Consider the following 25,526-nt stretch of genomic DNA (forward strand, 5'->3'; position numbering starts at 1 on the left):
GCCTTAGCGGATCAGTGCCGCGATCACGGCCTGCGCATCCGCGCTGTTCCAGTCGGCGTCGCCGATCAGGCGCCCCACCTCTTGCCCCTCGGGGTTCAGGATCACGGTCACCGGCAGGCCCGCCACACCCATCTGCCGCGCGAGCTGCGCCTTGGGGTCGCGCAGCACCGGCAGACGGGTCACCCCGGCCTCGGCAAAGAATTCGGTGATCGCGGGCACGGCATTGCGACCGGTGGCAACAGTAACGACCGTGAAATCCTCGCCCCCCAACGCGCCTTGCAGCGCGTCGAGCGAGGGCATCTCATGCCGGCAGGGCGCGCACCATGTTGCCCAGAAGTTTACAAGCGTCCACTTGCCCTGAAACTCCGACAGGCTGCGCACCTCGTCCTGCATGCCGACCAACTCGAACTCGGGAAGCGCCTTGGGGTCCGCAAAGTTGAGCTTCTGCATTTCGCCCGCGCGCACAGCCTCGGCCGCCGCCACATCGGCCCGCGCCCCCCCTGCCCCGAGAATTGCGGCGCAGGTCATAGCCGTATAAAGAGCAGCACCACGAAAAGTCAGCATATCCCCTCCAGAGGCAGGCCCAAGATGAGCGCAGACGACAAGACCCAGGCCACCGCAGACGTCCCGACATCGGCGAATGCCATGTGGGGCGGTCGGTTCCAGACCGGGCCTGATGCCATCATGCAGGCGATCAACGCCTCCATCGGCTTCGACCAGCGGCTCTACGCACAGGATATCGCCGGCTCGCGCGCCCATGCCGCGATGCTCGCGGCGCAGGGCATCCTGAGCCATAAAGATGCCGAGGCCATTCGGGAAGGCCTGCTCACGGTCTTGTCAGAGATCGAGGCCGGAAAGTTCGCCTTCCGGGTTGAACAGGAAGACATCCATATGGCCGTCGAAAGCCGGCTGACCGAGATCGTCGGCGAGGCGGGCAAGCGTCTGCATACGGCGCGGTCGCGCAATGATCAGGTCGCAGTCGATTTCCGTCTCTGGGTGCGCGCGCAATGTGACGCGGCGATCGACGGCATCACCGCCCTGATGCGCGCCTTCCTGAAACAGGCGGACCTGGGCGCCGACTGGATCATGCCGGGCTTCACCCACCTTCAGACCGCCCAGCCTGTTACCTGGGGTCATCACATGCTGGCCTATGTCGAGATGCTGGCGCGCGACCGGTCACGCTTTGAAGACGCGCGGCGCCGGATGAACGAATGCCCGCTGGGCGCTGCGGCGTTGGCCGGGACCTCGTTCCCCATCGACCGCCATGCCACGGCAAAGGCCCTCGGCTTTGACAGACCGACGGCCAACAGCCTCGACAGCGTCTCGGATCGCGATTTCGCGCTGGAGTTTCTCTCGGCCTCGTCGATCTGCGCGATGCACCTGTCGCGCTTTGCCGAAGAGCTGGTGATCTGGTCCAGTGCGCAGTTCCGTTTCGTGCGCCTTTCCGATAAGTGGACGACCGGCAGCTCGATCATGCCGCAGAAGAAGAACCCCGACGCGGCGGAACTTCTGCGTGCAAAGCTGGGTCGCATCATGGGGGCAACCGTGGCGCTGTTCACCGTGATGAAGGGGCTGGCGCTGACCTATTCCAAGGACATGCAAGAAGACAAGGAACAGGTCTTTGATGCCGCCGACACCCTGATGCTGGGGCTTGCAGCGATGACCGGCATGGTCAGCGACATGGAGGCGCAGGTGGCGAACCTGCGCGCGGCCGCCGCCAGCGGCTTTTCCACCGCGACCGATCTCGCCGACTGGCTGGTGCGCGAACTGGGCCTGCCCTTCCGCGAGGCCCACCACGTCACCGGCACGCTCGTCGGCATGGCCGAGAAGAAGGGCTGCGATCTGCCCGAACTCACACTGGCCGAGATGCAGTCGGTTCACAGCGGAATCCGGCAAGATGTCTTTGATGTTCTGGGCGTCGAGAATTCCGTGAACTCACGCCGGTCCTATGGCGGAACTTCGCCGGTGCAGGTCCGGGCGCAGATTGCGCTCTGGCAGGACCGTCTGGCCTGATGCAGCGTGATCGCGCGGCCCGACGTCGGGCCGCGCCCGTAGACCGAGGTATTGCGATGCGATTGATTTTCCCCTTGACCCTGCTTGGCCTGCTTGCCGCCTGTGGCGCCGATGGCGCGCCCGAGGCCCCTGCAGCACCCGGTATCACCATCTCCGGCGATGCCCGCGCCGGGGTCGTTGGAACCATGTGATGCGCGTCCGTTGGCTGCTGGCCATTCTGGCGCTTGGTGCCTGCGCACAGCCGCCAGAAACCAACGTGGGGGTGGTGGCGTCGGGAAATGACATCTCGGTGGTGCCAACCGTATCAACCAATGTGGGCGGCGTCCGCATTGGGGCGAACCCCTATGGCGCGCGCATCGGCACCAGCATCTACGGGGTTGGCGTGGGGATCGGCCTCTGATCGCCGGGCTTGCCGATTGCGGCGCGGCAAGGTTCTGCTATAGCGCGAGAAACCGCGCGCGAGGGGCTGCTTCATGGACCACTTCATCTATCGCAACGGCGGCCTGCATGCCGAGGGGGTGCCGCTGGCCGAAATCGCAGCCAGCGTGGGCACGCCCTTCTACTGCTATTCGACCGCGACCCTGACGCGCCACTACCAACTGTTCAAGGAAGCGCTCTCGCCCCTGCCCAATCTGGTCTGCTTTGCCATCAAGTCGTTGTCGAACGTGGCAGTACTCAAGGTGCTTGGTGATCTGGGTGCGGGCATGGATGTGGTCTCGGTGGGGGAATACCTGCGCGCCCGCGCCGCAGGGGTACCGGGCGACCGCATCGTCTTTTCCGGCGTCGGCAAGACGCGCGAGGAAATGCGCGTGGCACTGGAAGGCGGTATCCGCCAGTTCAACGTGGAAAGCGAGCCCGAGATGCGGGCGCTGTCTGATGTGGCGCAATCGCTGGGCCTGCGCGCGCCCATCGCCGTGCGGGTGAACCCCGACGTAGATGCGCGCACCCATGCCAAGATCGCCACCGGCAAGAGCGAGAACAAGTTCGGCATCCCGATTGCCCGCGCCCGTGAGGTCTATGCCGAAGCCGCGCGCCTGCCGGGGCTGGAGGTCGTGGGCATCGATGTCCATATCGGCAGCCAGTTGGTGGAGCTTGAGCCCTTTGAGCAGGCCTTCCGCAAGGTTGCCGAACTGACCGAGACCTTGCGCGCCGACGGGCACGACATCCGCCGGCTCGATCTGGGCGGCGGCCTTGGCATCCCCTATGCCCGCTCGAACGAAGCCCCGCCGCTGCCACTCGACTACGGCGCGATGGTCAAACGCACGCTGGGTCATCTGGGATGCGAGATCGAGATCGAGCCGGGGCGGCTCATCTCGGGCAACTCCGGCGTTCTGGTCAGCCGCGTTATCTATGTGAAGAACGGCGAAGGGCGCGACTTCCTGATTCTCGATGCCGCGATGAACGATCTGGTCCGGCCGGCGATGTATGATGCCCATCACGATATCATCCCGCTGGCCGAACCCGCTGCCGGAAGCCCGACCCAGCCTTTTGATGTGGTAGGCCCGGTTTGCGAAACCGGCGACACCTTCGCCAAGGGGCGCGAGCTTCCGCTGGTGGCCGAGGGCGATCTGGTGGCTTTCCGCTCGGCCGGGGCCTATGGCGCGGTCATGTCGAACGAATACAACACACGCCCCCTTGTGCCCGAAGTGCTTGTGAGGGACGATCACTTCGCCGTCATCCGGGCGCGGCCCAGCTATGACGAGATCTTGAAGCGGGATATCATCCCTGAGTGGCTGTAACCCGCGCAGCCGGAAACGCGACGGAGGGCATGGAACCGACCTCGACCCCCGAAGTTCTGCATCGCATCCGTTGGCCCCTGCGGCTGACGTGGGCGGGACTTTGGGCCGAACGGTTGTCGCGAGCCTTCTGGCCCCTGTGGACCGTGATTCTGGTAGGGCTCTCGTTCCTCTCCTTCGGCATTCAGGATATGCTGCCGCTTGAAGTGGCCTGGGGTGGGCTGGTGGCGCTGCTTGTTGCCGCGATCGCGTCGCTGGTGCTTGGCGCGCGGCGCTTCCGGATGCCCCGCAGGGTCGAGGCGCTGGCGCGGCTCGATGCCTCGATGCCGGGCCAGCCGATTTCGGCACTGGCAGATGATCAGGCGATCGGCAGCAGTGACCCCGCCTCGGTCGCGGTATGGCAGGCGCATCGGGCGCGCATGGCCGCACGGGCACGCGCGGCACAGGCGGTAAAGCCCGATCTGCAACTGTCGATCCGCGATGTCTTTGGGCTGCGCTATATGGCGCTGACCATGCTGGTGCTTGCGTTGATGTTCGGCTCACTCTGGCGGGTCGCCAGTGTCAGTGGCCTGGCGCCTGGCGCGGCCGAGGCCATGATGAATGGCCCGACATGGGAGGGCTGGGCGCAGCCGCCGCTCCACACTGGCAAGCCAGCGCTCTATCTGAACGACATCCCCGAAGGCACGCTGGAATTGCCGCAGGGCACGCGGATTCAGGTGCGGCTCTACGGCCCCGTCGGCTCGCTGACCCTGTCGGAAACCGTATCGGGCGCGACCACGCCGCCACCTGCGTCTGATCTGTCGCAGAACTTCGAGGTGATGCAGAGCGGCGCCGTCACCATCAGCGGCACAGGCGGGCGCGAGTGGCGCATCGTTGCGCTGCGCGATGCGGCCCCGCGCGTGGCGGTCCTGCGCGAGATCAGCCGCGAGCGCGATGGCCGCATGAAGATGCCCTTCTCGGCCGAGGATGACCATGGCATCACCGGCGGCACCGCGACCGTAACGCTGGACCTTGCACAGGTTGATCGCCGTTTCGGGCTGACGATTGACCCGGAACCGCGCGAACCCCTTGTGATCGACCTGCCGCTGCCGATCAGCGGCAATCGCGCAAAGTTCGAGGCCGCGCTGGAAGAGGATCTCTCTCAGCATCCTTTCGCCAACCTGCCCGTGCAGGTGCGTCTCGACGTCAACGACGCACTTGGCCAGACCGGTCAGTCCGAGCTGATGGCGACGATCCTGCCGGGCAAGCGGTTCTTCGATCCGCTGGCGGCAGCCATCATCGAGATGCGTCGTGACCTCTTGTGGAACCGTGCCAATGCCCCTCGTGCGGCGCAGATCCTGCATGCGGTCACCCATCTGCCCGATGATCTGATCCGCGACGAAAAGACCTTCGAGCGACTGAAGGCGGCGATGGCCACGCTCAGCGCCTCGGCCTCAACCCTTAGCGTCGAGCAGCGTGACGCATTGGCGGTCGAGCTATGGGAGATTGCGCTTCTGGTCGAAGAGGGTGATCTGGCGTCCGCCCGCGAGCGGTTGCAGCGCGCGCAGGAGCGGTTGAACGAGGCCATCCGCAATGGCGCCGATCCGTCAGAGATTCAGGAGTTGATGGACGAGTTGCGCGAGGCGACCCGCGACTACATGCAACTTCTGGCGGAAGAGGCCGAACGCAACCCCGATGGGGACAGCGCCCAGGCGGGCGAGCAGATGGAGATTACCGGCGACCAGATCCAGAAGATGATGGACGAGATCCAGCGCCTGATGGAAGAGGGCAAGATGGCCGAGGCCGCGCAGGCCATGGCGATGCTTCAGCAGTTGCTGGAAAACCTGCAGATGACCGAGGGCCAGGGTGGCTCGGGCGGGCCGCAGATGCCGGGTATGAAGGGCCTTCAGGATACGCTGCGCGACCAGCAAGGCCTGTCGGATGAGGCTTTCCGCGAATTGCAGCAGGGCGATGGCGAACAGGGTCAGCCGGGCGAACAGCAGGACGGCCAGAATGGCGAACAACAGGGTGAAGGCGGTGAGGGCCAGGACGGTGGCTCATTGGCCGACCGCCAGCAGGCGCTGCGGGACCGACTGGATGGGCTGAGCCGCGGGCCCCTGCCCGGCCCCGGCACCGAACAGGGCGACGCGGGGCGCGACTCGTTGAACGAGGCCGAACGTCAGATGCGCGAGGCTGAGCGTGCCCTGCGCGAGGGTGATCTCTCTGGCGCGCTGGACCGTCAGGCCGAGGCCATGGACCGGATGCGCGACGGTATGCGCGCACTGAACGAGGCGCAGTCGCAGCAAGATCGGCAGACCCAGGGCGAGAGCGGCGCGCAGGATGGCGGCAATGGCGCGTCCGAAGCCGGTCGTGACCCGCTGGGCCGCGAAACGGGTAATGCCGGGCGGATTGGATCGGACCGAAATCTGCTGCAAGGGCAGGATATCCAGCGCCGCGCGCAGGATCTGCTGGACGAAATCCGTCGACGCGCAGGTGAACAGCAACGCGCCGACAACGAGCGGGATTACCTGAAGCGGCTGCTTGACCTGTTCTAGCTGGTCTCAGCCCTGAATCGCGGCAATCGCCCGCTGCATCAGCGCATCCAGCTTCAACCGCAGCACATCGACCTGCCCGACATAGGCCGTCATCGCGGGCTCAGCCGCAGGAAAGCGCTGCACGATGCGCGGCGCCGTCACATAGGCGGCAAGCGCCAGAATGCCCAGAAGAAGCGCGAACATGAAGCCCCGGCGGAAGCCGCCCGAACGGCGCGGCTCTGCCGTCGCATAGGCAGCGCCATGTGACGGATCATGGGCGGGGCTCAGGGTCGAGTTGATCTCTTCGATGTCGGGTAGAAGCTCACGCCCCTTGCCCGGACGCTCGGTCGCCTCCTCTACCGCCTCCACGTCATCCGGCTCGGGCTCGGGCGCCCGAACAACGATCCGTCGGACGGCGGCAGCGGCAGCCGGTGGTGCGGCGGGTGCTGAAAGCGGAAATTCTTCCTGCACCTCAAGCGAGGGGCGCTCGGTTTCGCGTGCGCGGGCCTCGCGCTCAGCCTCTTCGCGCAGGACAGCCATGACCGACTCGTCCAGACTGCGCGAGGCGGCGGCCGGACGGGCGGGCGCTTCGGGCGCGGGTGGCGGCGCTTCTTCCGACACGACCTCAGTCACGTCTTCCGGCAGCGGCGGATCAAAGCGGGCGATCGGCGGTTCAGGCACGGGATCGGGTTGGCGTTCGGGCGCAGCCATGACCGAAGCTGCGGGCGCGGACGACTGGGCAGAGGCGTGCTGCTGGAACCATGTGTGACCGCAGGCAGAGCACTGCACATCCCGGCCAGCTTCGGGGATTGCACTCTCGGCAACCTCGTATTGCGCATCGCAATTGGGGCAAATCAGTCGCATGAGCACCGCTCCCGCCGTTCATCGGCTTGTTTCTTTCGTCTTTCTAGCAACGAAGTGCCTTGCCTCCAAGCATTTTACCCGTAGCGAATCGCACTTTTGCAACCCTGTTGCCGTTGAATCCTACGCGTTTCCGGGCGATTGTGCGCCGCGTCTTTGGAAGGGTCGAAGCGTGATTGCATTCGAAAATGTCGCCTACAGCTATGGCGGAGGAGAGCTCTTGTCAGAGATCTCGCTCAAGCTGGCACCTGGGTCGTTTCATTTCCTCACTGGGCCTTCGGGCGCGGGGAAATCAACGTTCCTGAAACTGTGCTACGCCGAACTTCTGCCCACAGCAGGGCATGTCACGATCTTTGACCGCGAGGTGAAGGGTCTCTCGCGCGACGAGGTCGCCGACATCCGCCGCCGCATCGGCGTCGTGCATCAGGATTGCCGCTTTCTCGACCACCTGCCGCTCGCCGCCAATGTCACGTTGCCGCTGACGGTCTCTGACCGCGAGGTCAGCAACGACGATCTGGGCGATCTGTTGTCCTGGGTTGGCCTCAGGCATCTGGCCGATGCGCTGCCCCCGTCGCTATCAGGGGGCGAACGGCAAAGGGCCGCTCTGGCCCGCGCCGTCATCATGGACCCGGAGATCATTCTTGCGGACGAGCCGACCGGCAACCTCGACTGGGACATGTCGATGCGGCTTCTGCAACTGCTTGCGGAATTGAACCGGATGGGCAAGACCATCGTGATGGCAACGCACGACCTGAACCTGATCCGTCAATCGAAGACCATGGTCGCAGCCCGCGTGCTGCGCATCCGGAACCGCCGTGTACAACTTGCGGGGGCGGACCTCTGATGCTGCGAACCGCGCTTTCCCTGCTGGGCCGGGGCGACCGGCAAGCCGACCGGGTGGTGCCGCCCTCGGGCCATACCGCTTGGCTCACCTCGTTCACCGCGGGTGCCATGACCTTTCTGGCGGTCTTTGCGCTTGCGCTCTCACTGGCATCAGGACGGCTTGCCGACCGCTGGTCAGAGGCACTGGCCCGCACCGCGACCGTGCGCATCTCAGCCCCGCCCGACCAGATGGAGATGCAGACCCGCGTGGTTCTGGACATTCTTCTGTCGACGCCCGGCATCGCCAGCGCCCGCGCGCTGACGGATGACGAGCAGAAGAAGCTGCTTGAGCCGTGGTTCGGCCCAGACCTGCCGCTGGAGGCGCTGCCGATGCCGCGCCTGATCGAGCTGACCGAGGCGCCCGAGGGCTATGACGGCGAAGGGCTGCGCAAGCGCCTGGCTGGCGAGGCGCCCGGCGCCGTGCTGGATGACCATACGCGATGGCGCAGGCCCCTCGCCAGTGCGGCGGCGCGCCTGCGGCTACTGGGGATCGTCTCGATCGCGCTGATCGGCGGCACCATGGCCGCGATGATCACCCTGGCCGCCAATGCAGCACTTGCCGCGAATTCGCAGGTGATCGAGGTTCTGCGCCTTGTGGGCGCGCATGACGGCTATATCGCCCGCGCCTTTGTGCGCCGCTTTACACTTCGCGCCTTTACCGGGGCGCTGGCCGGAGCGGCTGCGGGAACGCTCGGCGTCGCGCTTTTGCCATCGACCGATGCGGCGGGCGGGTTCCTGACCGGGCTCGGCTTCACCGGGTGGTGGTGGTTCCTGCCGCTGGCATTGCCGCTGATCGCAGCCATCGTGGCCTTTGTCGCCACACGGCACGCTGCGCTGACCAAGCTGAGGGAGCTGATGTGATGCGCCGTTTCCTGCCCCTGCAGTGGGTGCTGTCGCTGGTCTTCATCGTCCAGATGTATCTGGCGATGCTGGTTCTGGGCGTGGTGTTCCTTGTCCCCGCCATGATCGACCGGCGCCATGCGCATACGGCCTGCCGCAGTTTCTGTGTCTGGGTCCGTCTGACCCTGCGCCTGCTCTGCGGGCTTGACACCGAAGTCCGGGGCGAGGTGCCGCAAACCGAGGTGGTCGTCGCAGCCAAGCACCAGAGCTTTCTCGATATCATTCTGATCTTCGGGGCCGTGCCCCGCGGCAAGTTCATCATGAAGAAAGAGCTGATCTGGGCTCCGATCCTTGGCTGGTACGCCCTGCGCATTGGCTGCGTGCCGGTGGATCGCGGCAAGCGCGGCGTCGCCATTGCCCGCATGATGCGCGACGTGAAATCGGGGGCGAGCCTGCCGGGGCAGTTGATCATCTACCCACAGGGAACACGCGTCGCCCCCGGCGTGAAGAAACCCTACAAGGTTGGAACGGCGCTGCTCTACAGACAACTAGAACAGACCTGCGTGCCGGTCGCAACCAACGTGGGCGTCTTCTGGCCCAAGCATGGCATTCTGCGCAAACCCGGCACTGCGGTGGTGGAGTTCCTGCCCCCCATCGAGGCAGGGGTTGCCCAAGACGAGTTTCTCACCCGGCTTGAGACCGAGATTGAGGAGGCAACGGATCTCTTGCTGGCCGAGGCGGGCTTTCGCGCCTGATCCCTGTCAGGCCAGTTTCAGCGCAACGATCCCGCCAATGATCAGCGCGATACCGGCAACGCGCATGGTGTTGACCGGCTCTCCAAACAGGAAAACGGCAAGAATCGCCGTGCCTACGGCGCCTATGCCCACCCAAACGGCATAGGCGGTACCAACCGGCAGATCCTTCATCGCAAGGCTCAAAAGCCAGAAGCTGCCGAGTGCCCCCAAGACCGTCAGGACCGAAGGCCACAGGCGCGTGAAGCCCTCCGATTGCTTGAGCCCAAGCGCCCAACCCACTTCCAGCAGGCCGGCGACCACAAGCATCAGCCAGGCGTTCATGCCGCAAGCCCCTTCGAGCCCATGTCGAGGAACTTCTGACGGCGCTCCTTGACCAAGACCTCGGGCTTCTTGCCCGACAACTCCTTGAGCATGGTTTCCAGCGCCTTGCCGACTGCGTCGATGGTTTCCCTGCGCGCACGTTGGGCGCCACCCAGTGGTTCCTTGATGATGCGGTCGATGACGCCCAGTTTCTGGAGGTCCTGCGCGGTCAGGCGTAGCGCCTCGGCGGCCTCACGCATCTTCTCGGCGTCTTTCCACAAGATCGAGGCGCAACCCTCGGGCGAGATCACCGAATAGACTGAGTGTTCAAGCATCGCGATGCGGTTCGCGGTGGCAAATGCAACCGCGCCACCCGATCCACCTTCCCCGATGATGACCGAAACCAGCGGCACGCCGATCTGCAGGCATTTCTCGGTCGAGCGCGCGATGGCCTCGGCCTGGCCACGTTCTTCCGCGCCCTTGCCCGGATAGGCGCCGGGCGTGTCGACGAGTGTGACAACCGGCAAGCCGAAGCGATCAGCCATGTCCATCAGACGGATCGCCTTGCGATAGCCCTCGGGCCGGGCCATGCCGAAATTCCGCTCGATCCGCGATTTGGTGTCATTGCCCTTTTCGTGGCCGATCACCACGACCGGCTGGTCGTTGAACCGGGCAAGTCCGCCCATCACCGCATGGTCGTCGGCAAAGTTACGGTCGCCTGCCAGCGGGGTGTATTCGGTGAAGAGCGTGTCGATGTAATCCTTGCAATGCGGCCGGTCCGGGTGGCGGGCCACCTGACATTTGCGCCACGGCGTCAGGTCCTTGTAGAGGTCCTTGAGCAGCGTCTCGGCCTTGCGATCCAGCGCAGCCGCCTCTTTCTCGACATCCATTTCCTTGTTGGCACGTGCGAGTGCCCGCAATTCTTCGGCCTTGCCTTCGATCTCGGCCAAAGGCTTTTCGAATTCGAGGTAGTTCATCGGGCACTCCTTGAGGGGCACGTCAGGAAACGGCATCCTATATGGCCGCTGGCTTGCAAAGATGCAACTCGGCAGGCGCGATAGCCAAGGCGATCAGGGCTCGGACTTGTAATCAAAGGTCTCGAAATCGGCGGCATAGGTCCGGCGCACCAGATTGACCAGCGGCATATCCCATTCCAGTTCGCCGTGCTGCGCAGCATCATACCGGCGTGGGCGCATCTCGTGCGGGGTTTCGGCCGGCATCGGCAGGCCCGTCTTGGCCGAGACCTTGGCGATGATGCTGTCGATCCCCTCTTCGAACCGGAATATCTCGATGTGGTTCGACACATAATCGATTTGCGGGCGGAAATGACCATCCTGATGGAACACCGCCTTTTGCATCATTTCAATCTGCGTGCGCACCCAGACCGGAAAGACCGCCACACGCCCCAGAACCCCATCTGTCGCGAGGTCGCTGCGCATGCGGTATTCGCTTTCCAGCCGCCGGAACGGATTCCTGACGATCGTAAAGCCATAGTCAAAGTAATCATCACCAAGGATCAACCGGATATCGGTATAGGTCAGGTGCTGCACCGAAACCTTCAACGCCTGCGGGATACCGTTGCGATAGAGCCGCAGCGGCCCAATCCCTCTGAGCCAGGTTTCGATCGAGGTGCCACCGGTCTTTGGGATATGCACGAAGAGGCTGCGGCGGCCCTGATGGTCGATGAATGGCATGTGTGTCCCTTGCCCTCCAGTCTTGCCAATGTCCTGCAATGGCAGAGAGCGCCCCAAACGGCAACGCCCCGCAGGATTAGCTGCGGGGCGTGCTCCTCCCGTGTTGCCGCCGAGGGCCTCCTCTCCCCGCTGGCGGCACGGGTATCGCTTTTGCGAGCGATGAATATTTAAGCTTTTGTGACACCAACCTGCGCCCTGCCAAGGCAGTCTGTCAACGGTTTTGTGCGCGTTTCAGGCGCCCGCGGCGATCATTTCGGCCTGCCGGACGATGACTTCGGCCTGTTTGATCGAGGCGATATCCACAAGACGGCCCTTGTAGACGGTCGCACCCTCGCCGCGCGCCTTCGCGGCCTCCATGGCGGAAAGGATTTCACGCGCCTCGGCCACGGCCGAGTCGGAGGGGGTGAAGACCTCATTGGCCAGCGCAATCTGTTTCGGGTGGATCGCCCATTTGCCGACCATGCCCAAAGTGGCCGAGCGCCGTGCCTGGGCACGATAGCCCTCATCATCGCTGAAATCGCCAAATGGGCCGTCAACCGGCAGGATGCCATGGGTGCGGCAGGCGGCAACGATGGCCGCCTGCGCCCAGTGCCATGGGTCAGACCAGTGGCGCACGCCCTCGCGCAGCATGTAGTAGTTTTCTTGCGTACCCCCGATGCCGGTGGTCTGCATCCCCATCGATGCCGCGAAGTCCGCCGCCCCAAGGCTCATCGCCTGCAGGCGCGGAGAGGAGGCCGCGATGTCTTCGACATGCGCGATTCCGGCAGCTGATTCGATGATGACCTCAAAGCTGATCGGCTTGATCCTGCCCTTCGCGCGTTCGATGGCCGTGACCAGTGCATCCACCGCATAGACGTCGGCCGCACAACCGACCTTGGGAATCATGATCTGATCCAGCCGGTCGCCCGCCTGCTCCAGCAGATCCACCACGTCACGATACCAGAAGGGGGTATCGAGCCCGTTGATGCGAACCGAAAGGTACTTCGTGCCCCAGTCCAGCGTGTTGATCGCCTCGATGATATTGGCGCGCGCCTGATCCTTGTCGGTCGGCGCAACCGAGTCTTCCAGATCGAGGTTGATCACATCCGCAGCAGAGGCCGCCATCTTTTCAAAGAGGGCAGGACGCGAACCAGGGCCAAACAATTGGCAGCGGTTGGGGCGGGCGGGGGCGGCAGGTTGAATGCGGAAGCTCATCGGCAAACTCTCGGCAAGGATGTTTCGGATCGATGTTGCGCTTTGTTATAATCTTGCGCGCCCACTGTCCAGTTTCATTTGCAGTCGCAGCATCGCACCCACAGAATGGCCAGCAACCCGCCCTTGCTGTGCCCGAGTGGGACAACGCGCTTGACGCGCCCGCAACGCTGCCGCAAACCGCCCTTGTTTCTATGCAAGGCAGGGGGATTACCGATGAGCCGCACCGTCTATGTGAACGGAGACTATGTGCCCGAGGCGGAGGCGAAGATCTCGGTCTTTGACCGTGGTTTCCTGATGGCTGACGGCGTCTATGAGGTGACAAGCGTCCTTGACGGCAAGCTGATCGACTTTGACGGTCACTGCAAACGTCTGGCCCGCAGCCTGTCGGAACTTGAGATCTCGAACCCCCACAGCGATGACGAATGGCTTGCCATCCATCGCGAGCTCGTCGCGCGGAACGATATCGTCGATGGCATGGTCTATCTGCAGGTGACCCGCGGCAATCCGGGCGATCGCGATTTTGCCTATCCCCCGGCTGATACTGCGCCGACCGTGGTTCTCTTTACACAGTCGAAGCCCGGCCTTGCTGAAAGCCCCGTCGCCAAGACCGGCTGGAAGGTCATCTCGATCCCCGACATCCGCTGGGGCCGCCGCGATATCAAGACCGTGCAACTGCTCTATCCCTCGATGGGCAAGATGGCGGCCAAGAAGGCGGGCGTCGATGACGCCTGGCTCGTCGAAGACGGCTTCGTGACCGAGGGCACCTCGAACAACGCCTATATCGTGAAGGGCAACCGCATCATCACGCGGGCGCTGTCCAGTGACATCCTGCATGGAATCACCCGTGCCGCCGTCCTGCGCTTTGCCCGAGAGGCACAGATGGAGGTCGAGGAACGCAACTTCACTATCGATGAGGCCAAGAGCGCAGATGAGGCGTTCATCACCTCGGCCTCGGCCTTCGTGATGCCCGTGGTCGAGGTGGACGGCGCGCCGGTTGGCACCGGCACCGTGGGCCGAGTCGCCACCCGACTGCGCGAGATCTACCTCGAGGAAATGCGCAAGGCTGCGGTTTGATCCGTAAACTGCCCGACTTCCGTGCGCCCAAGCCCTTGGGGCGCACGGAAGATCGACAACTTGGAATCCCGTCTCACCGCGTGGCGATGCAACTTCCCAAAGGGCAACCTGTCCAAATAGACATGTCTTAAAAGACAGCTACAAAACTTCCTCGAACTCGGATTAGTTGTAAGGGCGCAAGGGAAGAAAGTTGTTGCAGTTGTGTAAACGGTGCTCGGTTCTGGTTGTTACTGTGTGTGAATTGTAACCAGTTAGTGTAAGAGTGATTTTCAGCTTCCCTTGCGCGTGTTTTTCATGTGCCCCGGACCGAAGGTTGATGCGGTTGTGTCCATTGACCTGAAGTTTTGCCTCGGTCCAGCTTCGGACGTTTGACCGCCCTACGTCAGCCCAGCCACTGCCGCTTGCAGCGCGGGAATCAGCCGAAGCGCCCAAGCCCTCTGCGACTCTGGCGTCGCGATCAGATCGTTGCGCAGTTCGATCAGTGTATTGTGCCGCCCCGCGCGCAAGGCATGCCGATCAATCGCGTCACCCGGCAGATGGCCATTGTAGGGCTGATTATCCCCGACACAGAGATCCCCCTCACGTTCAAGCGCCGCGATCAGCAGGCGCGACATTCGTCCATCAAGGTGGCTGTGCAGCACGCCGATGTGCCACGGGCGCGGCGCGCGGCCCCGCAGGCAGGGGGTGAAACTGTGAATCGACACGATCACCGTATCGTCCCGTCGCGCGGCGAGATGGGCCAGTGCCGTGTGGTAGGGGCGGTAAAGCAGCGCTTTTCGCCGCTCCACCTCGGCCGCGTCGACATGTCGGTTCCCCGGAATAATGGTGCCATCATAGAGCCGCATCACGAGGGTCGGGTCGTCCTCACCCCGGTTCGGATCGATGACGAGCCGCGAGAAATCGGCACAGATGACCGGACTGTCCAGTGCCTCCGCCAGAGCCTCTGCCACACCTGCGGCACCGGGGTCCCAGGCGATATGACGCGCCATGTCCTCGGCAGGCAGTCCCAGCGTGCCGCCCCCAACTTCGTCCGGAACCCGGTTGGTAGCATGGTCGCAGGTGATCAGATAACGCCCGGGCCGGTTCTCGCCCGCAATCCAGTAAGGGGGTCTTGTCATCACAGTGCCATTCATTTCCGTCAGGCTGGCATTTCCGTCAGGCAGGTCTACGCGGTCATTGACGGCAATAAAACCCGCTTGCGGTGACCTTGGGTGATGAATGCGTTGGCAGGTTGCGACAGGAGGCGTAGAATCAGGCCCAGTGCGGGCACAACACGCTTCCCTCGCGCCACCGTTACCGCTAACATAACCAAGATTGCCGCAACGGCGGTTTTGGTCCATAACGTCCTTGGCCCAAGGACATCGCCAACATGGCGCGAAGCAAGAGACGAGGATTCCCTGCATGAAACGGATGCGCAATGTAAAGATCGTGGCCACGCTGGGCCCCGCCTCATCCGACTACGATATGATCCGCGGGCTGTTCGAGGCGGGGGCCGATGTGTTCCGTCTGAACATGAGCCACGGCACCCATGAAGACATCCGCAGCCGGCATGAGATCATCCGCAAGGTCGAGGCTGACACGGGCCGCCCGATCGCCATCCTCGCCGACCTTCAGGGCCCCAAGCTGCGCGTCGGCACCTTTGCCAACGACTCGGCCGAGCTTGAGGTGGGCAAGCCCTTCCGCTTTGACCTTGACCCCACCCCCGGCGACAGCCGCCGCGTGAACCTGCCGCACCCCGAGATCTTCGCCGCACTTGAGGCGGGATCGACGCTGCTGGTCAACGACGGCAAGCTGCGCCTGCAGGTCGATGCCTGTGGCAGCGACTTTGCCGATTGCACCGTGACGGTGGGCGGCACGATCAGCAACCGCAAGGGCGTGAACGTGCCCGATGTCGTGCTGCCGCTGGCCGCGCTGTCGCAGAAAGACCGGATCGATCTCGAGTTCGCCTGCCAGCTTGGCATCGATTGGCTTGCGCTCAGCTTCGTCCAGCGCCCCGAGGACGTGATCGAGGCCCGCGCCCTGGCCAATGGCCGCGCCGCCATCCTTGCCAAGATCGAAAAGCCCGCCGCCGTGAAAAGCTATGACGCGATCCTCGCCGTCGCCGACGGCATCATGGTTGCGCGTGGCGACCTTGGCGTGGAGTTGCCGGTTCACGCCGTGCCACCGATCCAGAAGCAGCTTATCCGCAAGGCCCGTGCTGCCGCCAAGCCGGTGATCGTGGCCACGCAGATGCTGGAATCGATGATCGAAAGCCCGGTGCCGACCCGCGCCGAGGTGTCAGACGTTGCCACCGCGATCTATGAGGGCGCCGATGCGGTCATGCTTTCGGCCGAAAGCGCGGCTGGCAAGTTCCCGATCGAGGCCGTCCGCACGATGAACAACGTGGCGATCAGCGTCGAAAGCGACCCCACCTATCGCGACGTGATCGAGGCAAGCCGCCGTGTGGCCCGCGCGACCGTAGCAGACGGCATCGTCGCCGCTGCGCGCGAGATCGCCGAGGCGACCGACATCAAGGCGATCTGCTGCTTCTCGCAGTCGGGCACCACGGTCAGCCTTGTCGCGCGTGAGCGTCCGCGCGTTCCGATCATCGGCCTGACGCCCCTTATCGGTACCGCCCGTCGCCTCTGCCTGACCTGGGGCGCGCATTGCGCGATCACCGAAGAGCAGGACCGTTTCAAGGGCGCCGTCATCTCGGCAGTGCGCGCGGCGCGTGACTTTGGCTTCGCGACCGAGAAGGACCAGATCGTCGTCACCGCGGGTGTGCCTTTCAACGTCACCGGCACGACGAACATCCTGCGCGTTGCCCCATGTGACGAACGATTGATTCACCGCGCCGACCCGGAGTAACGTCAAGCCATAGCTTAGGCGTTTCTCGGGGGCGGATGTGAATACCGACCTGTATCTTGTTATCGGGCTGTGCCTGACGGTGCTTGCTCTACCTGCCGTGATAAGTGCCTTCCGTGAGAGCCGCCCCCCTCGTTTGGCGGGTCTCATGGTTCTGGCCGGTGCTGTCCTCATCGCTGTGGCGCTGAACGGAAAGCCCGGCGGATATGAAGTGCAGGACATTCCCGGCGCGTTTCATCGGGTCGTGATTCGCACACTGCAGTAACGCGCGGGGCTTGCACTTTCCCAAATTGGGCCGTATAGCGCCCGCTCTATCCACGTGCGGCCGGCCGGTGTGGCATTGCCGAGTCGCGCGTTCACCCTCAACGAGGAGATGGAAATGCCCAAGATGAAGACCAAATCGGCTGCCAAGAAGCGTTTCAGCTTCACGGCGTCCGGTCGTGTTAAGGCTGGCCCGGCGGGCAAGCGTCACGGCATGATCAAGCGCACGACGAAATTCGTCCGCGACGCTTCAGGAACGATGATCCTGTGCGAGAGCGATGCGAAGATCGTCAAGAAATACATGCCATACGACCGCTGAGGAGCCTGAAACATGTCCCGCGTCAAATCCGGTAAGGTGACCCACGCGCGTCACCGCAAGGTCATCAAGCAGGCGTCCGGCTACTACGCCGCCCGCTCGACCAACTTCCGCACTGCGACCCAGGCCGTCGACAAGGCCAACCAGTACGCAACCCGTGACCGCAAGACCCGCAAGCGCAACTTCCGCGCCCTGTGGATCCAGCGCATCAACGCGGCTGTCCGTCTGTTCGACCTGGAAATGACCTACTCGCGCTTCATCAACGGTCTGGCGAAAGCCGGGATCGAGGTGGACCGCAAGGTTCTGGCCGATCTCGCCGTGCATGAGCCCGAGGCGTTCAACGCCATCGCGGCCCAGGCCAAGGCAGCCCTCGCAGCCTGATCAAGGGTGCAGAGCAAGTTTTGAAGGCCCCGCCCCGGCGGGGCCTTTTTCCGTTGCGATTCGGATTGTGATGCCACCAAGCCACTGGAATTGTTTGCGCAAACAGTCACAATGGCTTTGCCAGAGCTTCAGAAAACGGTCATCCCCGCAATCACGGCGGGGGCGGTGCTCCGGCGTAATTTTGACAGGTCATGGAGGCGCGCATGACGACTTTGATCGGATTTCTGAATACGGTTTTCTGGGGCTATGTCCTCATTTACGGGCTGCTTGCAGTCGGGATCTATTTCACAGTTCGCCTGGGCTTCATCCAGTTCCGCCACTTTGGCGAGATGTTCCGCTGTGTCATCGGCTCGGGTGAGCGCGACAAGGACGGGATATCGCCCTTTCAGGCGCTGACGGTCTCCCTTGCCTCACGCGTCGGCACCGGCAACATCGCGGGTGTTGCGGTGGCGCTCTATCTTGGCGGACCCGGTTCAATCTTCTGGATGTGGATGGTCGCGCTTGTGGGCATGGCAACCGCCTATTCCGAAAGCACGCTGGCGCAACTTTACAAGACGCATGGCGCCGACGGCACCTATCGCGGCGGTCCGGCCTTCTACATCGCGCGCGGGCTTGGCTTGCCCTGGCTGGGGGCGATCTTCTCGGTCTGTCTGATCATCGCATTCGGCCTTGTCTTCAACGCAGTACAGGCGAATTCGATCGCCGATGCCTTCCAGGGCGCCTTTGGCGTGCCCAAACTCGGCACCGGCGTTGCCATTGCCGCGCTGACCGGGCTTGTGATCTTCGGCGGCGTGCGCCAGATCGCACGGGTCGCAGAATATGTCGTGCCCTTCATGGCCGGGGTCTATCTGCTGGCCGCGATCATCGTTCTGATCATGAATGCGGGCCAGGTGCCCGGCGTTCTGGGTGTCATCATCTCCAGCGCATTCGGGATGGGTCAGGCTGCGGGCGGGGTTGCCGGGAGCATCGCTGCGGCCGCACTGAACGGGATCAAGCGCGGGCTCTTCTCTAACGAGGCGGGGATGGGCTCAGCCCCGAACATCGCCGCGACCGCGACGCCCGACCCCCACCACCCCTCGAGCCAGGGCTTCGTGCAGGCACTTGGCGTGTTTATCGACACGATCCTTGTCTGCACCGCGACCGCCGTCATGATCCTGTTGTCGGGCGTGCTGGATCCGACCAATGGCGTCACAGGAACCGCACTGACGCAGGCTGCGCTCACCCACCACTTCGGCCCGATGGGCGCGACCTTCGTGGCGGTGGCGATCTTCTTCTTCGCTTTCACCTCGATCATCGGCAACTATGCCTATTGCGAAAGCGCAATGGAGTTTCTGGGACTGGGCGCCAAGCCCGCATTGACCGGGCTTCGCGTTTTGGTGCTGGTCATGGTGATCTGGGGCGCGCTGCAGGCTGTTGCAACCGTGTTCGACTTTGCCGATGCCTCGATGGGGCTGATGGCGACGATCAACCTGATCGCAATCGTGGTGCTATCGGGCGTAGTGGTGACGCTGACCCGCGACTATGTGGCCCAACGCAAGGCGGGCAAACTGCCGACGTTCCACATTGCCGATCACCCCGACCTCGCCAAAGGCGTGAACCCCGAAATCTGGAAGTGATGCGAAAGGGGGCCTCGGCCCCCTTTCCCCTGTCTGCGGGCTGCGCCCTTGCAAATCAGGCCCCGCATCGGTAGCACCGGGGCAAGATACCGGAGACTGAGATGGACCTGACAGAACTTCGCGGCAAATACATCGACGCTGTTGCCCGCGCCGCTGACGAGGCTGCGCTGGAAGAGGTGCGCATTGCCGCGCTAGGCAAGAAGGGTGAGGTTTCGGCGCTGATGGCGACGCTGGGCAAGATGGAGCCCGAGGCGCGCAAGGCTGCCGGTGCCGCAATGAACGTCGTCAAGGACGAGATCGACGCCGCGTTGCGCGCCCGTAAGGTTGCGCTCGCCGATGCGGCACTTGATGCGCGACTGAAATCAGAATGGCTGGACGTTACCCTGCCAAGCCGGCCGCGCCGCATGGGCAGCATCCACCCCGTCAGTCAGGTGATGGACGAACTGACCGCGATCTTTGCCGACATGGGCTTTTCGGTGGCCGAGGGTCCGCAAGTCGAAAGCGACTGGTACAACTTCGACGCGCTGAACATCCCGCCCGAGCACCCCGCACGGCAGGAACATGACACCTTCTTCATGCATCGCGCCGTAGGCGACAACCGCCCGCCGCATGTGCTGCGTACCCATACGTCCCCGGTGCAGATCCGGGCGATGACCGAACAGGGCGCGCCGATCCGCGTGATCGCACCGGGCCGCGTCTATCGCATGGACATGGACCAGACTCATACGCCAATGTTCCATCAGGTCGAGGGGCTGGCCATTGACCGCGACATCAGCATGGCAAACCTCAAATGGGTGCTGGAGGAGTTCTGTCGCGCTTTCTTTGAGGTCGACAAGGTCGAACTGCGTTTCCGCGCCAGCCACTTCCCCTTCACCGAGCCTTCGGCCGAGGTGGACATCCGCTATTCCAACGTCGGCGGCCAACTGAAGATCGGCGAAGGCGACAAGTGGATGGAGATCCTCGGCTCGGGCATGGTGCACCCCAAGGTGTTGCAGGCCGCGGGCGTGAACCCCGACGAATGGCAGGGCTTTGCCTTCGGCATGGGCATCGACCGCATCGCGATGCTGAAATACGGCATCCCTGATCTGCGGGCCTTCTTTGAGGCCGACCTGCGCTGGCTGCGCCATTACGGTTTCGCAGCACTCGATCTGCCCGATCTGCCGGGCGGGCTCAGCCGGTAACCACAAACAGAAAGGGCGGCCCATCGGCCGCCCTTCGCATATCAGGTGAAGGTGTTGTCCCGCGGGAAGCCGCGGGGCGCCATTGCGCCGCTTGCAGCCCGCGCGCCCTGCCACTGCGCCAGATCGGTTTCCAGCCGCGTGCGCCCGGCCGGGTCTTTCCACGACAGCCCGTCGGCAAGGTTGAAGGTGGTCGCATCGGACAGACCGCCATCCTTGTACTTTTGCAGCCGCACGCCCTTGCCCTTGGCCATTTCCGGCAACTCAGCCACCGGGAAGACCAGCAGCTTGCGGTTCTCGCCCACCACTGCGATATGATCGCCCATGATGCGGCGGCAGAGCGCCGTCCGCACCCCTTCCTTGACCGTCAGCACCTGCTTGCCGGCGCGGGTTTGCGCGATCACCTCTTCCGAGGGCACGACAAAGCCGTCACCGGCGGTGGAGGCAACCAGAAGCTTTTCGCCCGGTCGCCAGATCATAAGGTCCGTGATCTCGGCATCGTTCGGCAGATCGATCATCAGGCGCAGGGGCTCACCCATGCCACGCCCGCCGGGCAGGTTCGCCCCCAACACGGTGTAGAAGCGGCCATTCGCGCCCACGACCAGGATTCGGTCGGTGGTCTCGGCGTGGAAGATGAACCGCCCCTCGTCGCCGTCTTTGAACTTGGCGTCGATATCCAGCGGCTGATGCCCCTTCATCGCGCGGATCCAGCCCATTTTCGAGCAGATCACCGTGATCGGCTCGCGCTCGATCATCGCCTCGATCGGAACTTCCTCGACCTCGGCCATGTCGGCGAACTCGGTCCGGCGACGGCCAATGGCAGTGGTTTTGCCGAACTGCCGCTGGACATCCGCCAGATCGCGCCCGATCCGCGCCCATTGCAGGCCAGCATCTCCCATCAGCGCATCAAGGTCGGCGCGCTCTTCGCGCAGCGCGTCACGTTCGGCGATCAGCTCCAGCTCTTCCAGCTTGCGCAAGCTGCGCAGGCGCATGTTGAGGATCGCCTCGGCCTGCACCTCCGACAGCTCACCCTTGCCCGGCTTCGGCGGCACATAGTCGTCTTCCGACATCGCCCGCTTGTGCTTCTTGCCCCAGGTCTCGGTCATCAGGGCAAGCTTCGGGTCAGCGTCGTAGCGGATGATGTCGATCACCCGGTCGAGGTTCAGGAAGGTCAGGATGAAGCCGTCCAGAATCTCCAGCCGGTGATCGATCTTCTCGATCCGGTGGGTCGTGCGGCGTTGCAGGACGTCACGGCGATGATCGAGGAAGGCGCGCAGCACTTCCTTCAACGAGCAGACCTTGGGTACTTTCCCGTCGATCAGCACGTTCATGTTCAGGCTGAAGCGGATCTCCAGATCGCTGTTCTTGAACAGCATGCTCATCAGCATGTCGGGGTCGATCGTGCGGACGCGCGGCTCAAGCACGATGCGGACATCCTCGGCCGATTCGTCGCGTACATCGGCCAGGGCAGGCACCTTCTTGGTCTGGATGATCTCGGCCAACCGCTCGATCAGCTTCGACTTCTGCACCTGATAGGGGATCTCTGTGACAATGATCTGCCACTGGCCGCGGCCCAGATCCTCGACCGACCAACGCGCACGCAGACGGAACGCGCCACGCCCGGTCCGGTAAGCCTCAAGAATGCTGTCACGCGGCTCGACGATCACCCCGCCCGTGGGGAAATCCGGGCCGGGCACGTGGCGCACCAGATCATCGTCCGGGATCTCGGGGTCATCGATCATCGCCTGACAGGCGTCGATCAATTCGTGCAGGTTGTGCGGCGGGATATTGGTCGCCATGCCGACCGCGATACCGCTTGACCCGTTGGCCAGAAGATTCGGGAAGGCCGCGGGCATCACCACCGGCTCTTCCAGCGTGCCGTCATAGTTGGGGCGGTAATCGACCGCGTTCTCGGTCAACCCCTCCATCAGCAGCTCGGCAATATGTGTCAGCCGCGCCTCGGTGTAGCGGCTGGCAGCGGGGTTATCGCCGTCGATGTTGCCAAAGTTTCCCTGCCCGTCAACCAGCGGGTAGCGGACGTTGAAGTCCTGAGCGAGACGCGCCATCGCATCATAGATCGCGGCATCGCCATGGGGATGGTAGTTGCCCATGACATCGCCAGAGATTTTCGCCGACTTGCGGAAGCCCCCCGTCGGGGACAGGCGCAACTCGCGCATCGCATACATGATGCGGCGATGCACCGGCTTCAGCCCGTCGCGGGCATCAGGCAGCGCGCGGTGCATGATGGTGGACAGCGCATAGGTCAGGTAGCGCTCACCGATGGCACGGCGCAGCGGCTCTGAAATCGTGACGGACTCGATCTGGGGGGTATCGGGGCTTTGGCTCATGGATGTTGTGTAGTGCCTGCCCCCGCGCCGGTCCAGCCGGATTTGCCAGCACGTGCCAAAGCCGCCCGAATTTCCGCATGGAATTGTCATGTTGCGTGGTAAAATGACGTTGTTCCAAGTGATTCCGGTATTGATATGCTCCGATTGCTTCTGACCCTTTGTTTCAGCCTTTTTCTTGTCATGCTGATTGGCGGACGGGACCATGGACAATTGCGCCCCGGTCTGCTGTCGGCGCAGCAAAACCGTATGGCAACTGCCGCCGCGCCTCAGCCGACCTCTCCCCCGCCTGCGCTCACGCCTGTTCAGACGAGCGTCGAACCGGCAATCGAACCAGACCTGCGCAAGGCGGCCTTCACCCGTCCCCTGCCCGAGGACCGGTTGCCGCTCTCGCTGCCGCTGGTGCACCCCGACAGCAGCCCCCCCGAGGTGCGGGTCGTGGCCTCACCGTTAACCGAAACGCTGGATGGGCAAGAGATCCGCTTCATCCGCGCGCGATCTGTGAATGTGCGCGAAGGTCCATCAACCCAGACCGACGTCATCGGACAGCTCGCGCAAGGCGAGGCCATTCTCGTGCTATGGACCGAGGATAACGGCTGGGCGCATGTTCTTGTCGAGGGCGATGGCATCGCTGGCTATGTGAAGTCCGATCTCCTGACCCCGTGATGCTGCGATTGCGAAGGAGGTCGATACCTCGTATCCCGATGGCATAACCATCGGAGCTACCTCATGTCGAACCCTCGCAGCGTGCTGATTACCGGCTGTTCCTCGGGCATAGGGCTCGATGCGGCGCGGGGGCTTCGTGAGCGGGGATGGCGTGTCTTTGCGACCTGTCGGCAAGAGGCGGATTGCGAGCGTCTGCGGCAAGAGGGGTTTGACAGCTTCACGCTCGACTACGCCAATGAGGCCAGCATTGCCTCGGCAGTCGCGACCGTTCTGGACCGCACGGGCGGCACGCTGGATGCGCTTTACAACAATGGCGCCTTCGCCTGCCCCGGCGCAGCCGAGGACCTTCCGCGCGGCGCACTGCGCGAAATCTTCGAGGTCAACCTCTTTGGGTATCACGACCTGACGCGCCGGGTGATCCCGGTGATGCGCGCCCAGGGACACGGTCGGATCGTCAATTGCTCGTCGGTTCTGGGGCTTGTCGGCATGCGGTGGCGCGCGGCCTATGTATCGACCAAGTTTGCCCTCGAAGGGCTGACCGATGTCCTGCGCGTCGAGATGCGCGGCACCGGCATCCATGTCTCCCTGATCGAGCCCGGTCCGATCCCGACCCGTATCCGCGAGAACTCGATCCCGCATTTCGAACGCTGGATCGACTGGGAGAAATCGGCGCGCGCCGAGGAATACCGCGGCCTCTTGCATCGACTTTACGAGCCGAAGCAGGGCCCCGACCGGTTCGAACTTCCTTGCTCGGCCGTCACCGCCAAGCTGGTGCACGCGCTGGAAAGCCCGCGGCCGCGCGGGCGGTATTATGTGACGAACGCCACACATATCATGGGGCTGGCCCGGCGCATCCTGCCCACCTCGGCACTGGACTGGCTGATCGCCAAGTCCTGAACCGAACAATTTCCCCCTCGCCTTTCCCGGCAAAGCCGCTATCTCTGCCCGGTAACGCTTTGGCCGGCATAGCAGGGGGACCAGATGCTGCTGAAAGACCCGCTTTTTCTTGTCGCAGCCTTTGCAAGCCTTGCGGTTCTGGTCATCCTGATGATCGGTATCGGCGGCTTTGCCAAGGGCGGTGAATTCAATCGCAAACATGCCAATCGCCTGATGCGCTATCGCATCATCGCCCAGGCCATTGCCGTGGCGCTGATCGTGCTCTTCGCCTATTTGCACCAGCGTGGAGGAAACTGATGGTCGTTCTGTCGAAGATCTATACGCGGACGGGCGATGCGGGCGACACGGCGCTTGGCGATGGCACGCGCGTCGCAAAACACGCGTTGCGCGTCTCGGCATATGGCACCGTGGACGAAACGAATGCCACCCTCGGGCTGGCCAGACTGCACGCCTCGGGCGACATGGACGCAGCACTTCAGCGCATCCAGAATGATCTGTTTGATCTGGGCGCCGACCTCTGCCGCCCCGATATGGCGCGCGATCACGAAGCTGGCTACACGCCCCTGCGGATCATCGATGCGCAGGTCGACCGGCTGGAGGCCGAGATTGATGCGATGAACGCCAACCTGACCACCCTGCGGAGCTTCATTCTGCCAGGTGGCACGGCGCTTGCCGCCCATCTGCACCTGTGCCGCACCGTTTCACGCCGGGCGGAACGGCTGACTGTGGAACTCGCCACGCTCGAGGACATCAATCCGGCTGCATTGCGTTATCTCAACCGCCTGTCCGACTGGTTCTTTGTCGCCTCGCGCATCGCCAATGATGACGGACGCGGCGATGTTTTGTGGGTACCGGGGCTCACACGGGGTTGATCGCAGCCTGACGCAGCGTCAATGACGCGGCGTCGTGGCGCCGCACCGCGTCGCTTTTGGATTGTTTTCTGCGTGCAGGCCGGGCTAACAACGCTGCGGAGAGCTTGGAAAGGCCCGTGCGGGCCGAAAGTCTAAGGAGATTGCCGCTGATGAAGGTCCTGGTACCGGTCAAACGCGTGATTGACTACAACGTGAAGGTCCGTGTGAAGGCGGATGGCACGGGAGTTGATCTTGCGAACGTGAAGATGTCGATGAACCCGTTTGACGAGATCGCGGTTGAAGAGGCGA

General features: G+C 63.6%; 27 protein-coding genes and 1 pseudogene. 20 read left to right on the forward strand and 8 right to left on the reverse strand.

The window, feature by feature from the left end:
• Positions 1–3: 3 nt before the first annotated feature.
• A complete protein-coding gene (locus FQU74_RS15640; RefSeq protein WP_146287405.1) occupies positions 4–564 on the reverse strand; it encodes a TlpA family protein disulfide reductase in 561 nt (186 codons plus the stop codon).
• Between the two features lie 24 nt (positions 565–588).
• Here FQU74_RS15640 and argH point away from each other — a divergent pair, with 24 nt between their 5' ends.
• The 5 genes from argH (at position 589) to FQU74_RS15665 (ending at position 6,283) form a co-directional block, all read left to right on the forward strand.
• Positions 589–2,013: an argininosuccinate lyase gene (argH, locus tag FQU74_RS15645; protein WP_146287406.1), complete on the forward strand. Its 1,425-nt coding sequence runs from the start codon at positions 589–591 to the stop codon at positions 2,011–2,013.
• A gap of 56 nt (positions 2,014–2,069) precedes the next feature.
• The gene (locus FQU74_RS15650; protein WP_146287407.1) at positions 2,070–2,204 is read left to right on the forward strand and encodes an argininosuccinate lyase; all 135 of its coding nucleotides are present in this window, start codon (positions 2,070–2,072) and stop codon (positions 2,202–2,204) included.
• A complete protein-coding gene (locus FQU74_RS15655) occupies positions 2,204–2,413 on the forward strand; it encodes a hypothetical protein (protein WP_146287408.1) in 210 nt (69 codons plus the stop codon). Before FQU74_RS15650 ends, FQU74_RS15655 begins: the two co-directional genes overlap by 1 nt.
• Before the next feature lie 73 nt (positions 2,414–2,486).
• Entirely contained in the window at positions 2,487–3,752 is a 1,266-nt protein-coding gene (gene lysA / locus FQU74_RS15660; RefSeq protein WP_146287409.1) for a diaminopimelate decarboxylase, read from the forward strand.
• A gap of 29 nt (positions 3,753–3,781) precedes the next feature.
• A complete protein-coding gene (locus FQU74_RS15665) occupies positions 3,782–6,283 on the forward strand; it encodes a DUF4175 domain-containing protein (RefSeq protein WP_146287410.1) in 2,502 nt (833 codons plus the stop codon).
• 6 nt (positions 6,284–6,289) lie between these two features.
• On the opposite strand, the gene FQU74_RS15670 is transcribed toward FQU74_RS15665, so the two are convergent.
• Positions 6,290–7,126 carry a zinc-ribbon domain-containing protein gene (locus FQU74_RS15670; RefSeq protein ID WP_146287411.1) on the reverse strand — a complete coding sequence of 279 codons (837 nt, stop codon included), beginning with the start codon at positions 7,124–7,126 and terminating at the stop codon, positions 6,290–6,292.
• Between the two features lie 169 nt (positions 7,127–7,295).
• On the opposite strand from FQU74_RS15670, the gene FQU74_RS15675 reads away from it, so the two are divergent.
• The 3 genes from FQU74_RS15675 to FQU74_RS15685 are packed head-to-tail and all read left to right on the forward strand — an operon-like array spanning position 7,296 to position 9,600.
• A complete protein-coding gene (locus tag FQU74_RS15675; protein ID WP_146287412.1) occupies positions 7,296–7,967 on the forward strand; it encodes a cell division ATP-binding protein FtsE in 672 nt (223 codons plus the stop codon).
• Positions 7,964–8,866 carry a cell division protein FtsX gene (locus FQU74_RS15680; RefSeq protein ID WP_373289048.1) on the forward strand — a complete coding sequence of 301 codons (903 nt, stop codon included), beginning with the start codon at positions 7,964–7,966 and terminating at the stop codon, positions 8,864–8,866. The genes FQU74_RS15675 and FQU74_RS15680 overlap by 4 nt, the downstream gene beginning before the upstream one ends.
• Entirely contained in the window at positions 8,866–9,600 is a 735-nt protein-coding gene (locus tag FQU74_RS15685; RefSeq protein ID WP_170246250.1) for a lysophospholipid acyltransferase family protein, read from the forward strand. The genes FQU74_RS15680 and FQU74_RS15685 overlap by 1 nt, the downstream gene beginning before the upstream one ends.
• 6 nt (positions 9,601–9,606) lie before the next feature.
• Here FQU74_RS15685 and FQU74_RS15690 read toward each other — a convergent pair whose 3' ends face one another.
• The 4 genes from FQU74_RS15690 to FQU74_RS15705 all read right to left on the reverse strand — a co-directional run bounded on the left by FQU74_RS15690 (position 9,607) and on the right by FQU74_RS15705 (position 12,788).
• On the reverse strand, positions 9,607–9,921 hold the full coding sequence (locus FQU74_RS15690) for a DMT family transporter (RefSeq protein WP_146287414.1): 315 nt from the start codon (positions 9,919–9,921) through the stop codon (positions 9,607–9,609).
• Positions 9,918–10,877 (reverse strand): acetyl-CoA carboxylase carboxyltransferase subunit alpha, encoded by a 960-nt coding sequence (locus FQU74_RS15695; RefSeq protein WP_146287415.1) that lies wholly within the window; start codon positions 10,875–10,877, stop codon positions 9,918–9,920. The genes FQU74_RS15690 and FQU74_RS15695 overlap by 4 nt, the downstream gene beginning before the upstream one ends.
• Positions 10,878–10,970: 93 nt before the next feature.
• Positions 10,971–11,594, reverse strand: coding sequence for a sulfotransferase family 2 domain-containing protein (locus FQU74_RS15700; protein WP_146287416.1), 624 nt, complete (start codon positions 11,592–11,594; stop codon positions 10,971–10,973).
• A gap of 231 nt (positions 11,595–11,825) precedes the next feature.
• A complete protein-coding gene (locus tag FQU74_RS15705; protein WP_146287417.1) occupies positions 11,826–12,788 on the reverse strand; it encodes an L-malyl-CoA/beta-methylmalyl-CoA lyase in 963 nt (320 codons plus the stop codon).
• A gap of 213 nt (positions 12,789–13,001) precedes the next feature.
• On the opposite strand from FQU74_RS15705, the gene FQU74_RS15710 reads away from it, so the two are divergent.
• Positions 13,002–13,862, forward strand: coding sequence for a D-amino-acid transaminase (locus tag FQU74_RS15710; RefSeq protein ID WP_146287418.1), 861 nt, complete (start codon positions 13,002–13,004; stop codon positions 13,860–13,862).
• A gap of 377 nt (positions 13,863–14,239) precedes the next feature.
• On the opposite strand, the gene FQU74_RS15715 is transcribed toward FQU74_RS15710, so the two are convergent.
• Positions 14,240–14,980: an N-formylglutamate amidohydrolase gene (locus FQU74_RS15715; RefSeq protein ID WP_146287419.1), complete on the reverse strand. Its 741-nt coding sequence runs from the start codon at positions 14,978–14,980 to the stop codon at positions 14,240–14,242.
• A gap of 283 nt (positions 14,981–15,263) precedes the next feature.
• On the opposite strand from FQU74_RS15715, the gene pyk reads away from it, so the two are divergent.
• From pyk to pheS, 6 genes are all read left to right on the forward strand, one after another.
• Positions 15,264–16,709, forward strand: a complete 1,446-nt coding sequence (gene pyk, locus FQU74_RS15720) for a pyruvate kinase (protein ID WP_146287420.1) — start codon at positions 15,264–15,266, stop codon at positions 16,707–16,709.
• A 37-nt stretch (positions 16,710–16,746) separates the two neighbouring features.
• The gene (locus FQU74_RS15725; protein ID WP_146287421.1) at positions 16,747–16,971 is read left to right on the forward strand and encodes a hypothetical protein; all 225 of its coding nucleotides are present in this window, start codon (positions 16,747–16,749) and stop codon (positions 16,969–16,971) included.
• A gap of 114 nt (positions 16,972–17,085) precedes the next feature.
• Complete coding sequence (gene rpmI, locus FQU74_RS15730; protein WP_146287422.1) at positions 17,086–17,286, forward strand: 50S ribosomal protein L35; 201 nt, start codon at positions 17,086–17,088, stop codon at positions 17,284–17,286.
• A gap of 12 nt (positions 17,287–17,298) precedes the next feature.
• Positions 17,299–17,664, forward strand: coding sequence for a 50S ribosomal protein L20 (gene rplT, locus FQU74_RS15735; protein ID WP_146287423.1), 366 nt, complete (start codon positions 17,299–17,301; stop codon positions 17,662–17,664).
• 203 nt (positions 17,665–17,867) lie between these two features.
• Entirely contained in the window at positions 17,868–19,280 is a 1,413-nt protein-coding gene (locus FQU74_RS15740) for an alanine/glycine:cation symporter family protein (RefSeq protein WP_146287424.1), read from the forward strand.
• 101 nt (positions 19,281–19,381) lie between these two features.
• Entirely contained in the window at positions 19,382–20,461 is a 1,080-nt protein-coding gene (pheS, locus tag FQU74_RS15745; protein ID WP_146287425.1) for a phenylalanine--tRNA ligase subunit alpha, read from the forward strand.
• 41 nt (positions 20,462–20,502) lie between these two features.
• Here the strand turns inward: pheS and parC are convergent, their stop codons facing one another.
• Positions 20,503–22,806 (reverse strand): DNA topoisomerase IV subunit A, encoded by a 2,304-nt coding sequence (gene parC / locus FQU74_RS15750; RefSeq protein ID WP_146287426.1) that lies wholly within the window; start codon positions 22,804–22,806, stop codon positions 20,503–20,505.
• A 246-nt stretch (positions 22,807–23,052) separates the two neighbouring features.
• Between parC and FQU74_RS15755 the strand changes: the two genes are divergently transcribed.
• The 5 genes and pseudogenes from FQU74_RS15755 to FQU74_RS15775 all read left to right on the forward strand — a co-directional run.
• The gene (locus FQU74_RS15755; protein ID WP_158635610.1) at positions 23,053–23,469 is read left to right on the forward strand and encodes an SH3 domain-containing protein; all 417 of its coding nucleotides are present in this window, start codon (positions 23,053–23,055) and stop codon (positions 23,467–23,469) included.
• A 63-nt stretch (positions 23,470–23,532) separates the two neighbouring features.
• Entirely contained in the window at positions 23,533–24,366 is an 834-nt protein-coding gene (locus FQU74_RS15760) for an SDR family NAD(P)-dependent oxidoreductase (RefSeq protein ID WP_146287428.1), read from the forward strand.
• An 87-nt stretch (positions 24,367–24,453) separates the two neighbouring features.
• Positions 24,454–24,663, forward strand: a complete 210-nt coding sequence (locus FQU74_RS15765; RefSeq protein WP_146287445.1) for a twin transmembrane helix small protein — start codon at positions 24,454–24,456, stop codon at positions 24,661–24,663.
• Positions 24,663–25,238, forward strand: coding sequence for a cob(I)yrinic acid a,c-diamide adenosyltransferase (locus tag FQU74_RS15770; RefSeq protein ID WP_146287429.1), 576 nt, complete (start codon positions 24,663–24,665; stop codon positions 25,236–25,238). The genes FQU74_RS15765 and FQU74_RS15770 overlap by 1 nt, the downstream gene beginning before the upstream one ends.
• 149 nt (positions 25,239–25,387) lie before the next feature.
• Positions 25,388–25,526 (forward strand): annotated as a pseudogene (locus tag FQU74_RS15775) (electron transfer flavoprotein subunit beta/FixA family protein); the annotation flags it as partial.

The sequence above is a fragment of the Gemmobacter aquaticus genome, assembly GCF_007859075.1.
Taxonomy (GTDB): Bacteria; Pseudomonadota; Alphaproteobacteria; order Rhodobacterales; family Rhodobacteraceae; genus Gemmobacter; species Gemmobacter aquaticus.

What these genes read in the sequence shown, in the direction of transcription:
- FQU74_RS15640 (WP_146287405.1), bottom strand. Translation starts at nt 564, where the DNA reads ATGCTGACTTTTCGTGGTGCTGCTCTTTATACGGCTATGACCTGCGCC.
- argH (WP_146287406.1), top strand. Translation starts at nt 589, where the DNA reads ATGAGCGCAGACGACAAGACCCAGGCCACCGCAGACGTCCCGACATCG.
- FQU74_RS15650 (WP_146287407.1), top strand. Translation starts at nt 2,070, where the DNA reads ATGCGATTGATTTTCCCCTTGACCCTGCTTGGCCTGCTTGCCGCCTGT.
- FQU74_RS15655 (WP_146287408.1), top strand. Translation starts at nt 2,204, where the DNA reads ATGCGCGTCCGTTGGCTGCTGGCCATTCTGGCGCTTGGTGCCTGCGCA.
- lysA (WP_146287409.1), top strand. Translation starts at nt 2,487, where the DNA reads ATGGACCACTTCATCTATCGCAACGGCGGCCTGCATGCCGAGGGGGTG.
- FQU74_RS15665 (WP_146287410.1), top strand. Translation starts at nt 3,782, where the DNA reads ATGGAACCGACCTCGACCCCCGAAGTTCTGCATCGCATCCGTTGGCCC.
- FQU74_RS15670 (WP_146287411.1), bottom strand. Translation starts at nt 7,126, where the DNA reads ATGCGACTGATTTGCCCCAATTGCGATGCGCAATACGAGGTTGCCGAG.
- FQU74_RS15685 (WP_170246250.1), top strand. Translation starts at nt 8,866, where the DNA reads ATGCGCCGTTTCCTGCCCCTGCAGTGGGTGCTGTCGCTGGTCTTCATC.
- FQU74_RS15690 (WP_146287414.1), bottom strand. Translation starts at nt 9,921, where the DNA reads ATGAACGCCTGGCTGATGCTTGTGGTCGCCGGCCTGCTGGAAGTGGGT.
- FQU74_RS15695 (WP_146287415.1), bottom strand. Translation starts at nt 10,877, where the DNA reads ATGAACTACCTCGAATTCGAAAAGCCTTTGGCCGAGATCGAAGGCAAG.
- FQU74_RS15700 (WP_146287416.1), bottom strand. Translation starts at nt 11,594, where the DNA reads ATGCCATTCATCGACCATCAGGGCCGCCGCAGCCTCTTCGTGCATATC.
- FQU74_RS15705 (WP_146287417.1), bottom strand. Translation starts at nt 12,788, where the DNA reads ATGAGCTTCCGCATTCAACCTGCCGCCCCCGCCCGCCCCAACCGCTGC.
- FQU74_RS15710 (WP_146287418.1), top strand. Translation starts at nt 13,002, where the DNA reads ATGAGCCGCACCGTCTATGTGAACGGAGACTATGTGCCCGAGGCGGAG.
- FQU74_RS15715 (WP_146287419.1), bottom strand. Translation starts at nt 14,980, where the DNA reads ATGACAAGACCCCCTTACTGGATTGCGGGCGAGAACCGGCCCGGGCGT.
- pyk (WP_146287420.1), top strand. Translation starts at nt 15,264, where the DNA reads ATGAAACGGATGCGCAATGTAAAGATCGTGGCCACGCTGGGCCCCGCC.
- rpmI (WP_146287422.1), top strand. Translation starts at nt 17,086, where the DNA reads ATGCCCAAGATGAAGACCAAATCGGCTGCCAAGAAGCGTTTCAGCTTC.
- rplT (WP_146287423.1), top strand. Translation starts at nt 17,299, where the DNA reads ATGTCCCGCGTCAAATCCGGTAAGGTGACCCACGCGCGTCACCGCAAG.
- FQU74_RS15740 (WP_146287424.1), top strand. Translation starts at nt 17,868, where the DNA reads ATGACGACTTTGATCGGATTTCTGAATACGGTTTTCTGGGGCTATGTC.
- pheS (WP_146287425.1), top strand. Translation starts at nt 19,382, where the DNA reads ATGGACCTGACAGAACTTCGCGGCAAATACATCGACGCTGTTGCCCGC.
- parC (WP_146287426.1), bottom strand. Translation starts at nt 22,806, where the DNA reads ATGAGCCAAAGCCCCGATACCCCCCAGATCGAGTCCGTCACGATTTCA.
- FQU74_RS15755 (WP_158635610.1), top strand. Translation starts at nt 23,053, where the DNA reads ATGGCAACTGCCGCCGCGCCTCAGCCGACCTCTCCCCCGCCTGCGCTC.
- FQU74_RS15760 (WP_146287428.1), top strand. Translation starts at nt 23,533, where the DNA reads ATGTCGAACCCTCGCAGCGTGCTGATTACCGGCTGTTCCTCGGGCATA.
- FQU74_RS15770 (WP_146287429.1), top strand. Translation starts at nt 24,663, where the DNA reads ATGGTCGTTCTGTCGAAGATCTATACGCGGACGGGCGATGCGGGCGAC.